This window comes from Acinetobacter sp. C32I (assembly GCF_023702715.1).
Classification (GTDB): Bacteria; Pseudomonadota; Gammaproteobacteria; order Pseudomonadales; family Moraxellaceae; genus Acinetobacter.
This window is the reverse complement of record NZ_CP098480.1, coordinates 661515-676839: the sequence shown is the minus strand read 5'-3', so window position 1 is coordinate 676839 and position 15325 is coordinate 661515. Positions and strand designations below refer to the sequence as shown.

Sequence of the window (15325 nt, the reverse complement as noted above, 5' to 3'; positions counted from 1 at the left end):
AGACTTTAAGAAGAGGAGGATAAATATTAAAAAATCATGATCTCCTTTTTGAGCACTAAGAACCGTTCATACAAGTTACTATATGATTGATTAAGCTACATCAAGAAATTTTAAATTAATATTGACATATTTGCGTCACTGGCAGAGTTATAATTCTATTCGTATTATTATTTATAATACGCCTTATTACTGTACGCGACACAGAGTATTTTTTTGCCAAGCTATATATACTTATACCCATTTTAAGCTTCTCAGCAATTTCTTCTTTTTGTTTAACACTGAGTTTTTCGGGTCTACCGACTTTTTTCGTTAGGCTTAATTTTGTCGGTTGATTTTTATATTCAATTTTAATTTTCTCAAAATCGTTACATAATTTTAGGATATGCAAAAAAGAGTTCTTGATATCCCCTGTTAACTCTTCATGTGTATAATCTAAACAAATGAGGCGAATTTTCTTATGATCTATAAGACCGATGGTGTTTAATATTTCTAAATAATCACTCCCTAAACAATCAATCCCCTTTGTAATCAACAAATCTCCTTGCTCTAAAGAATAATTAATTACCCCCATGAATTTCTCCCTATAAACTATTGATTTATCAGCAGTAATCTCTTCAAAAACCACTCTATTTTTTTGAACACTATAGTTGTTATAACTTAGGAGAGAATTAAAATCGGCAATAGTTTCTTCTGATACACAATCAGTTCTTAAATAAGCATACGTTCTCATATTCATCTAAATCAAAAACTACCTTAAGTAGTATTTTTGAATCTCCCCGCAAAATCATTAGCAAAGGCTATAAATATCAATAACCTACTATACAAACCAACTAAATTCAACGATAAACCATAAACAAGTATTATTTAAAAAAACGTGAAATTTATACCTTTTGATAAATAGTCCATACTTGTAATTAATCGCATTCTATTCAATGAAACAATTACAAAAGAAGTTAATTTAGTTAGCATTTTGTGTCAAAAGTTGTCATTTTACTTTTTAGTCTTTTTTTTAGCTAGACAATCGGTATTGAATACCACCTCCACCTAAAACATAACATATTGATAAATATTAATTAATCAAGAAAAAATCTATTTGCGTATGACAATTTTCTGACCATTTATTAATTTATGATGAACTATTTGGAAAAGCTCGTTTTTTTTTGGCCCAAAATATTTTAATGTCTATTTTTTATCAATACAGACCTTTCTACATTTTATTTTGCTATCATAGCGCCAAAAATCAAGCATTGAGTCACACTATTATGACTAAACGATATGTAGTCGTCGGATTCCCAACAACAGGCGGCGGTGAGGTAATTAGCGGAAATAAAAATTTTCTAATTAATGGCAAGGCAATTGCCTGCGTTGGTGATGAAGCAACTTGTCCTACACATAACACCGCGGCATTTATAATGACAGGCGATTCAGCAACCCAGTTCGGGGGCATGCCAGTCGCACGTGAAGGTGATTTACTTTCATGCGGTTGCACGCTGCTACTCCCAAGCACTGAATAAGAAAAAATAACAATTAAATAGTGTTTTTTCACTGATGCTGGCAAGAATATTGGTTGTTTGTCCTGTACAACTAGATAAAAGAATAAGAAGCATCTGCATTGATAAATTACTTTTTTAAGATTAATTCACACTTTGCAGCACAGCGCGAAAAACCGACCTAGCTCTTTCCCTCAACTTTTTTCCAACACGGTAACTGACCAGCTGCACTATAAAAATCACCGACATTCAACTTCTTTAGCACAGTTGAATCCTTCAAAGCCTATACGCGAATGTCATATGCAAGGCTAAGCAACGTATCAAATTAATACTGATCATTAACCTGATTTCTATTGGGCTGGTTTTGATACCACCAAACTGATATTCATATTAAACCTCACTAAATCGATTAACTTGAGTTTATGTGAACTTGCCACCTGCTAGAACACATCCAACATCAAAAAAGGTTTGATGCTCATTTTACTTTGCTTTTCCTCTAAACAATAAAAAACCGACCTAAAGATCGGCTCAACTTTAAAATTAATCTGCTCACCAATAAATGAACTTTTTTAGCGCCTATCAATATACTCTAAATAGCCCCTACCGCTAAGATCTTTTCCTTGGAACATCCCTCGCCACTTATACGAAGAAACATAACCTGCCGCTAAACCATAGCAATATGTTGTATCCACTTTAGCTTTGATTGCTAAAACCTTTTCATTATCATGATGTGCAGTCCATTCGAATGTTTCAGGTACATACATGCTATAGCCATCAGGTGTCATCTGAGGTTCAGTCTGATTCTTAGTAACTTCAAATTTGATATCACCATTAAATTGAGTTGAAGTACCATCGATATTACGGTAATAAACTGATGTTAAAATTGGTTGATCTTCATAACAAATAAACGCAAGTACCAATTGCTGTTCACCATCTAAGTTAATTACTTGATAACTAAAAACCTTTACAGGAATTTGAATACTATTTACTAATGTTTGATTTTTAAGCATTGATGTTGCTATAGCTTTCCAAGATTCAAGGGTGCAAAGTCCATTTATGTCTATACTTTCACCTTTTTGAATAATTCGTCCTTCATATTTCATTAATACGCTAAAATGCTTGTATAAAGAGCCATAGGCAAACCATGTAATGGCTTCGGTAGGCACTAGCTTTACTTCAATTTGAAGATCTTCTCTATTTGTAGCTAGAACAAACCCATCATCAATTTCTGAGAGAACAGTTTCGTTGTTAAAATTGACAGAAAATGGCTTTTCACTAAACTGAATATCATCAACAATAGAGTACGTTTTAAATGCTTCATCAGTAGATGATAAAGCTGTTCCATGCACTAAAGAAGCAGTATCACCTTTTCCTCTAGAAGACATTTGATAATCTGAGTCAGTGATAGGGAATCCAACATAACCTATTACGGATGCCCAAGATAGATAACGATATGGTTCAGGTAAGTCAGGTACCATGATCCCGTAATGTGTACTTCCATAACGCTTGTAATCAGTATGCGGACGTAATTCAAATGCTTTAGGAAGTGAGCCTTGCTTTTCTGGGCTTACTGCACCCAATAAAAATCCAGAGAACTTAGCTAATTTGCTATTAATGATATTTTGAATGCCTTTTAACTCTGGATGACTTGAAACTAACATAAACATTTTCCACACTAGGTTTCTTAAATCAATATTAGTTCCATATTAGAACTCACATCTATTTTTACAAATGTCAAAAAAGGACAAAAATAAATCTGTTTTTTGTTTATACAGACTGAAACATTAAAAGAAAACGTACGAATGTGATTGTTTATAGATTAGATCAAACTGCTCTTATCTTTTTTCTTTGCCTGTTTTGGACTACCAAAGTAAAAACTGCAAACGGATGTCAAATAAAACCTAGGGCAGCGTTATTTAAGTTACTGTTTCCCATGGCATATATAAAGAATAAAGCAATCGTGAAAACAAACTACAGTGCAACAAAGGCCAAATATTCTTGAGTCTTTTTACTTGGCATCAATAACATCTTTTAACCGTTCTTTTGTTTGCTCATATTAATTCTTACGCAATTCACAGATCTCTTGAGCCTGCTTATCTTCAAGGAATTTTACATACAACTCATGAAAAATGTGATCATATCAATGAAAACCTTCGTCCCAATCAATGCTTGCTACATACGCTGCCAATGATGCCCCGATGGAAATAAACGCACAGTTTTGCCTCATTCTTTGGTGGAATTGTATGCTTCGCACTGTTGAATACTAACTACAATATTGAAAATATCCTTAACTAAGTTGGGTGTTAGTATAGGTGTTTCAAACTCACTAAGTATCCTAACAAGGAAAAGTTTCAGCTTCTTAGTAATATGGGCCATTTCAACGATTCCATCCATAGAAGTGCAAAATTAAACCATCTTAAAAACTATGTTCTGCAGGAATGTCTTGTCTCTTAAGCCTATCTTTCATCCACCTCACTGATATCTAGGTAGAACACTCCCAGATGCATATGATCAGGATTAAAATATTTTATGTTCAAAACGAAGAAATATAGGCTCTATCCATCGTCATAATTCTGGTATCGATGTAAAATTTGGTCTGTCTTTGACAAAAAATCTAATGAGGTGGTTATAGTCTTACCACGAATCCATTTATCAATGATAAAAAAAATCTGCATCTTGGGGAAAATGCAGACAAAACGAGAAATTATTAACAATATATATTTTATTTAAGCTAATTCATTCATATTATTTTCAATAAATATGAGTTTAATTTTTCATGAACCATTATTAAACCTTAATCCAAGTAAAATATTTATAACTTTATTTGTATATCCGCGACAGATTTTTAAACATAGTCATAAAATTAAATACATACCAAAATCTTACTTAACACTTACAAGATAATGTTGTTAAAATAATTTTTAAAACAACCTTTCTCTTTAAAAATAATTACCACATCTTTCGGTTTAATTTTAAAACCACCAAAAGATAGTTTTATTTCAAACAATATTGTTTACTTTAAAAGTAAAAAATCTTTTTCTTCCTGTGTCTGGTTCATTCCAAATTGCAACATTGAATCTTGGATTGCTTTTAGCATAAACGTTCGATTAGCAGGGTTTGACTGATCTGTTTCGTCCCAATTATGAGGATTCCAACCATTTTGTGAAGAAATTTGATCTGATTTAATTTTCAAATTTTCTAAAGTTTTTTTAATGAATAAATAGCCTTTTAACTTGTCATCCTTGAACACCTTTGTGCCATCTATGTATGTTCGGTTTACTAAATTTGGTGGAAGATTTAGTTGACCATTTGTTGTATCAGAAAGTACTGCCAATCGATGCCACAGTTGATTGTAAGGCACCTCATAAACTTCTGCTATTAATTGCTCTTGTCCATCTGGCAAAGGAGTTAAACCATTTCCACCTTGAGTCCCCAAGCGTAGAACTCTTTCAGCCCAATTTGTCATACCTTCTAAATACCAACCACCTTTAAATTGATTGTATCCATACTGGTAAAGGTGGAAAATCTCATGTGTCACTGTTGTCCAGTAGTTCCCTGGAAACTCTTCTATATTATTTCGAATATAAAGATTAAGAGCGCACTTACCTTCTTTAGTTGGTTTATTAATAAATATTGAAGGATTTTCATACGCTACACCATTACCAGTTAAAGCTGTTAAATGGATATCAATGAATTTTGCTGCACCAGTATATCTATCACTGTTTAAAGGATGAGTAAAACCAAGACTGGTTAAGGCCTCTGTGGTTGTCGTCGCTTGAATCGCTACATTTTCAACATAGTCAGGAATGCTGTTATTGTTTGCATCGCTTTGATCTGGGATATAATCTGCATTTGCAGGGTTAGATGAATAGAAAATTCTAAATTCACCAGATTTATAAACACTATTTAAATTTGGAAGTGTTGATGCAGATGTCCCACAGGTTACGGCTGCATGAATTTGATTTGACATAAATAACAATATTAAAGCATTCAATATACACTTCATTTCTATACCTTTTAATTTATGATTTTGGGATCTTTAATAGATAATTTTTATCTAAATACTATTTTTTAAATATAAAAGTTTACTTACACAAGGTTTTAAAACTATAAATAATTAATTTAATAACTACTTTCCAAAAATTCTTTTAATGTAAAATCCATCTCCATACATTTGGAGTTTTCTTTACATGCTCTAGACTAATACCTTTGACTTATTAGATGAGAAAAGCCATTCTGATGAGTATGATTGTTTCAAACATAGGACAGCAAAACCTAAAGCACGATCTACAGCTGAAACAGAGAAATAACATTGGAGGTAAATAAATAAGTAAAACATCAGCCATCAGTTTTCTAATCTAGTGATTTCGAAAAAACGTATCCTTATTTCAAAGTTGCAAATTTCTACCTTACATGAGATACATACACTCACTATTTTTCTACATAAGAAAATAGTTAAAAGTGCATAAGGCTTGGCTGGCCACTTGGAAAAAATGACTGAGCATTATGAGTTTGGGTATGAAATTAGCTGAAACGATGTAAATGCTAGTATTAAACTACCATTTGCAAAAGTGACAGAAAAAAAGACTACAAAACAATAGCTTAAGTTATTGTTTTCGTTACACTCTAAAAGTACTATTCCTTGCGAAAAATCTCGACAAAACGGCACCATAAAATTCAATAATTTCAATATGATAAATAGGTGAAAATGCATAAGACCTTATAGGTCGTTTTGAACAGCATAATCACCTCAAAGTTACACTTTTAAGCGCGTCTTATGTTAATTTATCTAGGCAGTGAAACCTCTAGTCACTTGATATAAAAATATTGTTTTTATTATGAAAAATAAGGATGTATGTATGAACCCGTTTCAATTTCAAACTGTTCCCAACATCATCGCGGGACTTGGTTCGATACAAGAACTTGAAAATGTTTTAACACAACAAAATTATCATAAGGCATTGATTGTGACCGATGCAGGAATGATACAGCATCAATTGCATCAGCCCATTTTAGAAATTCTGACTCAGATTGGTCTTGAATACATTATTTATTCCGATATCCAAGCTGATCCGCCTGAGCATATTGTATTAGAAGCTGTTGATTTTGCAAAACAAGAACAAATTGATGTGATTATCGGTTTTGGTGGCGGCAGCTCAATGGATGTGGCCAAAATCATTGCCTTGCTCGCCCACCCTACGCAGCAGCAAAACTTAAGTGAAATCTACGGCGTAAACCAAGCCAAAGCCCCTCGTTTGCCGCTGATTCTCATCCCAACCACAGCGGGCACAGGTTCAGAAGTCACCCCCATTTCAATTGTGACTACAGGTGCAACCACTAAAATGGGCGTGGTTTCGCCCATTTTATATGCCGATGTTGCCATTCTAGATGCGACTTTCACTCAAGGCTTACCTGCACATCTTACCGCGGCAACAGGCATCGATGCTATGGTACATGCCATTGAGGCTTATACCTCAAATATTAAAAAGAACTTTTATGCCGATATGCTGGCTAAAAATGCATTGAAATTACTCAATCATAATTTAGCCAAAGTCTTGAAAAATGGAGCTGATTTAGAGGCACGCCAAAACATGTTAGTGGGTTCCATGTTAGCTGGACAAGCCTTTGCCAATGCTCCCGTTGGTGCAGTACATGCCCTCGCATACCCATTGGGTGGGCATTTTCACCTTTCACATGGACATACCAATGCATTGGTACTGGTTGAGGTTTTAAAATTTAATGCACCCAAAGCCAAACAACACTATGCAGAATTGATGCAATTACTCGACCCTCGGAGCACAGGCTGTACCGATGGTTTATGTGACCTGTTTATTGACCATATGCAGAATCATCTGGACCAAAGTGGCTTAAGCTTGAAGTTGAAAGAACTCGATATTACTGAAGCGAAATTGCCACAACTGGCCAAAGATGCGATGTTGCAAACTCGGCTGCTGCAGAACAATCCAAGAGAAATGACCGAGCAAGACGCATTACAGATCTATCAGGCGATTTATGCATGAGCAAACCGACTTTAAAACGACGCGAACAATTTAAGTTCTTTTTCCCCATCCAAACCCGTTGGGCTGATAATGATATTTATGGTCATGTCAACAACGTGACTTATTATAGCTATTTTGATACCGCAGCCAATTCATTACTGATTCAGAAAACAGGTTTCGATATTCATCACAGTGAAATTATTGGTCTAGTGGTTGATTCAGCTTGTAGCTTTCAACAGGAACTGTCGTTTCCAGAAATAGTAGAAGTGGGTGTGGCGATTGGTAAAGTTGGAAATTCATCACTCAGATACGAACTAGCGATCTTTAAACAAGGCCAGGACGAAGCTGCTGCTCAAGGGCATTTTGTCCATGTCTTTGTGGATCGGATAAGCCGAAAAAGCACCACCATTCCAGAAGCAATGCGGGATGTTCTAAACCACTATTTATTATAATTTCAAATCGCAGAAATAAACATGCCACAACATTGTATTGAACGATGTTGTGGCATGCCATGATTAATCTAAATCATTAGATATGTGGTAAAGCATAAGGCACGATATCTTGGAAGGTACGACCATGCACATTTTCACCAATCGCGTGCATTTTCCATGCATCATTGTGGCGATAAATTTTTGCAATAATCAAACCGGTATGTGCACCCTGTGAAGACAGCTTATAACTTGCAATTTCTTGATTGTTGGATTGATCCACCAAACGGCAGAAAGCATTTTCAACTTTCTCAAAGGTCTGTCCGCGAAAGCTACTTACAGTAAAAACCAACGATTTTACTTGTGCAGGAATCTGGTTCAAATTAACGCGAATGACTTCATCATCACCATCGCCCGCGCCGGTTAAGTTATCACCCGAATGCTGGATACTGCCATCTTTACTTTGTAATTGACCAAAGTAAACCACATCTAGTACTTGTTTGTTATCATCAAATAAAATGACAGAAGCATCAAGGTCAATATCCCCACCGCCACCACCAAAGCCGAAAAAGCCTTTGCTTTTCGCAACGTCCCAACCCACACCTAAAAAGATTTGTTGTAAGTTGCTGCCATCTGCTTTCTGTAAGCTGATTTTTTGGCCCTTTTCTAAATTAATTCCCATGTACTTTTACTCCTCTAGATAAAAATGATTATTTTAATTTGATTGATTACGGTTTAAGTTTAACTTCGAAGTTAACCACTGCAGCAAATTGTTGCGGTTTCGAGAACAGATCACCACCTTACCTTGACCCGAGAAACGTAACACCATCCCTTCACCACTGGTTACACTATTGACCAAGTTGCCAAGAAAACCACTACTCTGTGACGTAGATACCGACAGATTATAGTTTAAGCGTGAATCCCAACAGACCACATGTCCATTATCAATAATAACTTCTTTGTTTGGTTCAACCTCAAGCTCAAACAAGGTACCACAGCCAGATACCACCACTTGACCTTGTCCACTGGTTTCCATCACCAGAAAACCGCCTGTATTACCAAAAAATGCACCACCGAGGCTGCTGTTTAAACGGGCTTTGACTTCAACCGAGTCATGTGCTGCCACAAAAGCCCCGTCACTCAGCAAATACTGCGTCGCACCGACATCCAGAATCTGCATATCACCATCCAACGCCGCCGACAACAGACAATCGCCATCACCGCGTACTGCTTCGATATGCTGCTGAAACAACGATTCATCATTGGCAAAACGACGTAAGAGGGATTGCATTAACCCTCCTTGCAAACGCCCTTTTAACTCCAAAGGCGCTTCCATCATCACCATAGCATTACTTTCGCAATAGATTTTGTCGCCACGGCGCATGGATACATGCAAGAACGGTTCTGGTGAACCAACTAAGCTAAACTGTGCCATTGTTTATTCCTTTTAATTTCTCACAATCTGATGTTGCTTCGCAGCGTTTAACCAATCAGGGAATTCTTGCAATAACAATTCATATAGACGTTCATCTGAAACGCTGTCAATGCGATCTAAACTAAAGAAATTACAGTTATCGACAATTCGACCTGACATTTCATCCAGCTTTTCTAGTGCGCCATAATCTCGCCCACCAATCCCGACAAATTGCCAGAAAATAGGCAGTTTGGCCGCTTGTGATAATATTTTCTGCATTTGTCGACGGCTGCCCACACCACCATCCGAAATAAATAAAACATAAGTCGGGATTTGATCTTTGAATTTTTGGAAATAGTTAATCACAGCTTCAATCGCTGGAATTTCCTCATTATAACGCGCCCCAACTTGCCAGTTCTTCCAGCCACGCTGGGTGGTGTTAATGAAATCATTAACATTACTCAGGGTCACATCATCCAGTTGCGTTGTTTTAGCGGCAAAAGCCCAGCATTCAAAACTGCCATCATCATCAAAATGAATAGCTAGTGGCATCAAGCGATTCACTACCTTTTGCACATCACCGCGGCGATATTGCCCATCCATTGAGCCAGATGCATCCAAGACCAGTGCCACGCGTGCGGTTACACCCAGTAAGTTTTTCTTTTCCAGTTGGACCAGTGATTTTTTGGTCAGATCGATAATGGATGCATTGCCCGTTTTTTCGGCCTTTTGCAAAGATAATTTTTTCTTTAAATCGATATTCGATTGTGGTGCTACTGGTGTCGACTGTTGTGCTGTTGGCTCTTCGGCAACCTCTCCACCAAAATGTTGAATTAAGGCAGCAAGACCGGCATTAAAGCCTTGTCCAATAGCGGCTAAACGCCAAATACCGTCTTTTCGATAAATCTCAATCAGCATGGTGGCACGTTCTTGATCAAAGATGCTGCCATCTAACTTCAGTTCAGCAATCGGCTGTAACTGCAAGTTAAGAATTTGAATCGTCGCTTGCTGTAATTGTGACATGATATTCTGGCCATCAATTGCAGCGGTCAAAACCAGATGTTGAATAGTTGCAGGTAGTTTTGCAGAATCAACTAAAAAGCGACTGCATTTATTGTGATTTTCAATCAGACGAACCGCTTGGCATGGCGTTTCAGGCTGATTATAAAAGGTCATGTATCGTTCATCACTTAAACGATACTGTGGATCAAGTCCAAAACTTGCGATATCTAAATCAAAAGCGGCTTGATATTGAATCTGGATATAAAAAGAGGATTGCCCCTGTAAAACATCAGTTAGTTTTATTTTTTGTCCGCGTACTAAATTCAACATATCAAGGAATAACCTATTTTTATCATTTATAAATATCGAAAAAAGAAGATAGTGCCTAAACACTATCTTCCACAGGTATCTTAAACAGAAACACCATAAGAAGCTGCTAAAGGCCCTAAGCCACCAGCAAAACCTTGACCGATTGCACGGAATTTCCACTCGCTGCCATGCTTATAAAGTTCACCAAAGATCATTGCAGTTTCAGTGCTGCTGTCTTCAGACAAGTCATAACGTGCAATTTCAGTACCACCCGCATCGTTACTTACACGAATGTAGGCATTCGCAACTTGACCAAAGTTTTGGTTACGGGTTTGACCATCATAAATCGTAACCGCAAAGATCACTTTTGCAACGTCAGCCGGAACTTTACTCAAGTCCACGCTTAAAGTCTCGTCGTCACCATCGCCTTCACCGGTACGGTTATCGCCATTATGAACGACTGAGCCATCAGATGACTTTAAGTTATTAAAGAAAATAAAGTCATTATCTGCACGAACCTTACCGCCTTCATTGACTAAAAATGCAATTGCATCAAGGTCAAATGCAGCACCATCAGTCACGCGTGGATTCCAACCTAAACCAACAGTTGTTTTTGTAATGCCAGGCGCTTCTTTGGTTAAGCTAACGTTGCCGCCTTTGGTTAAACTAATTGCCATTTGAGTTTCTCCTTATTAAATATCAACTCATTGTTTATTTCATTTCAATCATGGACATCATATAAATGATGTATCCATGCATTTTTATCAAGCTTGTGTTTGTTGTTTACTGTAAGCAATCGAAGATAATACAGCCCAAATGATGAATGCAATACCAATCAAGCCTGTTACAACTTCAGGCACATGACCACCTGTTCCGGTATAAAGCATAATTGCAGCCAAAGCACCAATCGCATAATGTGCGCCATGCTCCAGATAAATAAATGCTTCCAATGTGCCTTTCTCAACTAAATAAATCGTCATCGAACGGACAAACATTGCACCAATTGCCAGACCAAGCATAATCACAACCACATCACTTGTGATCGCAAATGCACCAATCACACCATCAAAACTAAACGAAGCATCTAATACTTCGAGGTAAAGGAAACCACCAATACCTGCTTTGACGATATTACTTGAAGTACCAGTAACCGGTTTTTCATCGGCTTCATCATCTTCGCTGCTGCCTTCAAGCAAATGACCCAATACCTGTACACCGATATAGACCACGATGCCCCAGATCCCCGCGACAATCACGATCAGTTTTTGTTGCTCAGGTACAAAAGCAGCCATGGTCAGTAAAGCAATCAGTGACACAAATACTGACATCGCTGGAATATTTGCTAGATTCGATAAATGGGTTTCCAACCAATGGAACCAGTGCGTATCTTTACCATCATCAAACAAGAAGTTTAAGAACACCAACAGCAGGAACATCCCACCGAAGGCAGCAATTTCAGCATGGTGTGCAAGTAACTTTTCTGAATAAGTTTTTGGATCATTCAGTGCCAGTTTCGCAACTTCAATCATTCCCATGTCAGCGGTTACACCAACAATTAAGAGTGGGAAGATTAAGCGCATACCAAATACAGCAACTAAAATCCCGACGGTAAGGAACAGTTTTTTCCAGAACTCATCCCAGTTTCTGAGTACTGATGCATTGACAACAGCATTATCAAAAGACAGGGATACTTCCATGACCGCTAAGACAGTCGTAATCAATAAAACTTTAAGCATCATCGCGAAACCAGCATTTGGGCCATGCGTAAAGCCCCACCATGCTGATAACCCTAGACAGATTACGGTAAAAATAATTGAGAAACGAAAATGTTTCATTTTTTTCCTTTTCTAAACAGCTTTAAGCTATTCATCATTTATGTGTTGAAATGAGAAGCTTAGCCGACCTGAATACCATATTGTTGGCACATCGCAGCAAGCCCACCAGCATAGCCTTGACCAACGGCTTTAAATTTCCATTCGCCATTGTGACGATAAACCTCGCCAAATACCATGGCAGTTTCAGTTGAATAATCTTCTGCCAAATCAAAACGAACCACTTCGACATTGGTGTCTTGATTCACGACACGAATAAAGGCATTGGCAATCTGACCAAAATTCTGGCCGCGTGCTTGTGCATCATGAATGGTCACAGTAATCGCAATTTTTTCAATTTCAGGTGAGACTTTTGACAGATCAACCAATAAGGTTTCATCATCACCATCACCTTGACCTGAACGGTTGTCACCCGTGTGCTCGACTGAAGCATCTTGAGATTTAAGTTGGTTGTAGAAAATAAAGTCGTGATCACCACGTACTTTGCCTGTTGCAGTTAATAAGAATGCACTCGCATCCAAGTCGAATGCTGCACCGTCAGTCGCACGTTCATCCCAGCCCAATCCAATTAAAATACGGACTAAATTTGGGTCTGTTTTACTTAGGGATAAATTTCCACCTTTATTTAAACTAATTGCCATTTTGTTTTTTCTCCTCGTTTGAACACTTAAAATTCCATGGTCTTAATGACTTTTACATAGATATCGAAATTGTTGTTATCTAATACATCATTAAATATCAACTTTATTTACTGCCTGCAACCCAGCGCAGACCAAAACCAAAGGCTTGGTCCAACTCCCGATGTCCAGGCACATAGCGCACATGACGTTGTACTTGAATACTACCGCCTTGATTCACCAATTCAACAATTCCACACATCCCCAAAGGTTGCCCTTCAGTTAAACGGATTTCAATCGGAGGTTGATCTGGAACATAAATGGTGACCACTGCATCTGTTTCAGCCCAGTTCGGTACACCCTCATAAATAAAGGCAAATAACACTACACGGCGAATCTGCGACCAGTGCTGTCCATTAATTCTGAGCCACTCACCCTCTGTTAATGCACCAGTACGGTCATCCGCAGAAAGCTGAATAAAGGGGAATCCGTTAAAATCACCAAACCGATCACCTAAAGCCTGAATCACCGATTTGCTACCATCGTGCATCTCGAATAGGCAACCTAGGTCCAGATCAATACCTTGATTTTGGTTGAGTAGCTTTTTAAAGAAACCACCTGACTGAGCTTGTTGAGTCCGTTGGTTCCAATTCAGATTAATTTTAATCTCACCAAAACCGTGAGCCTGTTTCTGTAAATTAATCTGGCTATTGCGTTTATCTAAAGTAATTTTGCTTAAATTAAGTTTAGGCTGAGGTGCTGGCGCCGATACAGGTTGAGGCACTGGTTCAGGCGTTGCAGCTTGATCACTAATTTCTACCCCAAAATGTTCGGCTAGCGGTTGTAAGCCACCATTGAACCCCTGATTGACGAAGCGGAATTTCCACTGCTCTTTATGACGATAAACTTCGGCCAAAATCAGTGCTTTTTCAGTCTTTTCAGCACTTTTTACCGTCGCTGTTGCCGTGAGCTGTCCATTTTCCCATAATTCAATCTGAATATCTTGAATCGCATTGATTGCACCTTGCCCATCAATCGTTGCACACATCGCAAGCTTGCTGATATCCGCATCGAACAATTGAGTGTTCAGATTGAATTGCGCGATATACGGTGCTTTTGCTGTCGCCTCGGTCAATTCCACACTACGGTTCGGTGTCTGCTTTTGCCCATAAAAAATCATGTCCGCATCACCACGAACCTTCGCCTGTGCATTCAAGACATAGGCGGTGACATCTAAACCGATATGCGCCGTTAATGTAGTTTTAATTTTCACTTGGCACTGTGACTGGCTCAATGCCAAATTGGCGCCTGTAATAAGTTGTTGCATCGATTATTCCTATATTTTTTGATTTTATACTTTTAGCCCAAACACTTTTGCCCGTTCTAAAATCCGTTCCGCCCAACGACGATGGGTTGCGGGTTCAAGCATACTGCCATGACAGGCAAATACAGCTTTGCTGCCATCCTGTAAAATACCCTGCGCTTGTTTTAACTCAATTTCATTGACCTGATAAGCCTGATGCACAATCGAGATCTGTGCAGGATGAATCACGGTTTTACCCGATAAGCCATGCTGTAAATCCAGATATAATTCATCCTGCAACAATTTCACCTGACTAAAATGCTCACAGACAGGTGCACTCAGCGCAAAACCATAAGGTAAAAACTGACCTGCTAGATTTGCAATAAGTGTGCCGATAGGCGTTTGGTATAAGGTCATATCACTCGGCCGACGTAAGGCCAAACAATTGAGTAAGTCATTGCCTCCAACCCGAAGCACCAATACTTTATGAAATTCTGGCAAGGCTTGTCTCAACTCTTTCATTTGCCCCATATCAAAACTATCAGCTGTTTCAAGCGTAGGCATATAATGAAGTTCTGGAGGAAGAACGCTAAGCCATTGCTTTAAACTGGCTAAACCAAATTTCGGCAATACCATGCCATCTAAAGCGGTGATTTCTTGCCATTCTGCCAATTCGGCAGCCATCGCAATATGACGAGGGCGAATAAACACTTTCGGATGTTGTTCAAGGCGCTGTTGCTGTTGGATTTGCTGCAATAACTGTTTGAGATTTTGTTTGGCAAATGCGATCTCCTGTTCAGTGATTGCATCTTCCAGACAGATCACTAGAGAACGCAACTCTGGATATTTTTCACCCTTCACCACAGCCCATAAGTCTGGACGCGTGGCAGGCATATATAATGTTGCCCCTAAAGATAATGCAGATAACATA

The 15325-nt window shown here is 38.1% G+C and carries 16 protein-coding genes; 3 read left to right on the top strand and 13 right to left on the bottom strand.

Annotated features, from left to right (window positions below; genetic code table 11):
- Positions 1-115: 115 nt before the first annotated feature.
- Positions 116-730, bottom strand: coding sequence for a recombinase family protein (locus NDN13_RS03285; protein WP_251118153.1), 615 nt, complete (start codon positions 728-730; stop codon positions 116-118).
- Positions 731-1262: 532 nt separating this feature from the next.
- Between NDN13_RS03285 and NDN13_RS03280 the strand changes: the two genes are divergently transcribed.
- Positions 1263-1514, top strand: coding sequence for a PAAR domain-containing protein (locus tag NDN13_RS03280; protein WP_251117154.1), 252 nt, complete (start codon positions 1263-1265; stop codon positions 1512-1514).
- A gap of 157 nt (positions 1515-1671) precedes the next feature.
- On the opposite strand, the gene NDN13_RS19875 is transcribed toward NDN13_RS03280, so the two are convergent.
- The 4 genes from NDN13_RS19875 to NDN13_RS03265 all read right to left on the bottom strand — a co-directional run bounded on the left by NDN13_RS19875 (position 1672) and on the right by NDN13_RS03265 (position 5484).
- Positions 1672-1755: a hypothetical protein gene (locus NDN13_RS19875; protein ID WP_502799561.1), complete on the bottom strand. Its 84-nt coding sequence runs from the start codon at positions 1753-1755 to the stop codon at positions 1672-1674.
- A 304-nt stretch (positions 1756-2059) separates the two neighbouring features.
- Positions 2060-3151: a DUF6670 family protein gene (locus NDN13_RS03275; protein WP_251117153.1), complete on the bottom strand. Its 1092-nt coding sequence runs from the start codon at positions 3149-3151 to the stop codon at positions 2060-2062.
- Positions 3152-3713: 562 nt separating this feature from the next.
- Positions 3714-3866 (bottom strand): DUF2280 domain-containing protein, encoded by a 153-nt coding sequence (locus NDN13_RS03270; RefSeq protein ID WP_251117152.1) that lies wholly within the window; start codon positions 3864-3866, stop codon positions 3714-3716.
- Positions 3867-4503: 637 nt separating this feature from the next.
- Positions 4504-5484 (bottom strand): ricin-type beta-trefoil lectin domain protein, encoded by a 981-nt coding sequence (locus NDN13_RS03265; protein ID WP_251117151.1) that lies wholly within the window; start codon positions 5482-5484, stop codon positions 4504-4506.
- An 865-nt stretch (positions 5485-6349) separates the two neighbouring features.
- Between NDN13_RS03265 and NDN13_RS03260 the strand changes: the two genes are divergently transcribed.
- A complete protein-coding gene (locus NDN13_RS03260) occupies positions 6350-7510 on the top strand; it encodes an iron-containing alcohol dehydrogenase (RefSeq protein ID WP_251117150.1) in 1161 nt (386 codons plus the stop codon).
- Complete coding sequence (locus NDN13_RS03255; protein ID WP_251117149.1) at positions 7507-7941, top strand: acyl-CoA thioesterase; 435 nt, start codon at positions 7507-7509, stop codon at positions 7939-7941. The genes NDN13_RS03260 and NDN13_RS03255 overlap by 4 nt, the downstream gene beginning before the upstream one ends.
- 76 nt (positions 7942-8017) lie before the next feature.
- Here the strand turns inward: NDN13_RS03255 and NDN13_RS03250 are convergent, their stop codons facing one another.
- The 8 genes from NDN13_RS03250 to NDN13_RS03215 all read right to left on the bottom strand — a co-directional run bounded on the left by NDN13_RS03250 (position 8018) and on the right by NDN13_RS03215 (position 15324).
- Positions 8018-8599, bottom strand: coding sequence for a TerD family protein (locus tag NDN13_RS03250; RefSeq protein WP_251117148.1), 582 nt, complete (start codon positions 8597-8599; stop codon positions 8018-8020).
- Between the two features lie 33 nt (positions 8600-8632).
- A complete protein-coding gene (locus tag NDN13_RS03245) occupies positions 8633-9352 on the bottom strand; it encodes a TIGR00266 family protein (RefSeq protein WP_251117147.1) in 720 nt (239 codons plus the stop codon).
- A 12-nt stretch (positions 9353-9364) separates the two neighbouring features.
- Positions 9365-10663 (bottom strand): VWA domain-containing protein, encoded by a 1299-nt coding sequence (locus NDN13_RS03240; RefSeq protein WP_251117146.1) that lies wholly within the window; start codon positions 10661-10663, stop codon positions 9365-9367.
- Positions 10664-10743: 80 nt separating this feature from the next.
- The gene (locus NDN13_RS03235; protein WP_251117145.1) at positions 10744-11319 is read right to left on the bottom strand and encodes a TerD family protein; all 576 of its coding nucleotides are present in this window, start codon (positions 11317-11319) and stop codon (positions 10744-10746) included.
- A gap of 87 nt (positions 11320-11406) precedes the next feature.
- Positions 11407-12477, bottom strand: a complete 1071-nt coding sequence (locus tag NDN13_RS03230; RefSeq protein WP_171553061.1) for a DUF475 domain-containing protein — start codon at positions 12475-12477, stop codon at positions 11407-11409.
- A 59-nt stretch (positions 12478-12536) separates the two neighbouring features.
- Positions 12537-13115, bottom strand: a complete 579-nt coding sequence (locus tag NDN13_RS03225) for a TerD family protein (protein ID WP_005315964.1) — start codon at positions 13113-13115, stop codon at positions 12537-12539.
- Positions 13116-13218: 103 nt separating this feature from the next.
- Positions 13219-14418, bottom strand: coding sequence for a TerD family protein (locus NDN13_RS03220; protein WP_251117144.1), 1200 nt, complete (start codon positions 14416-14418; stop codon positions 13219-13221).
- Between the two features lie 24 nt (positions 14419-14442).
- On the bottom strand, positions 14443-15324 hold the full coding sequence (locus NDN13_RS03215; protein ID WP_251117143.1) for an HpcH/HpaI aldolase/citrate lyase family protein: 882 nt from the start codon (positions 15322-15324) through the stop codon (positions 14443-14445).
- Position 15325 lies beyond the last annotated feature (1 nt).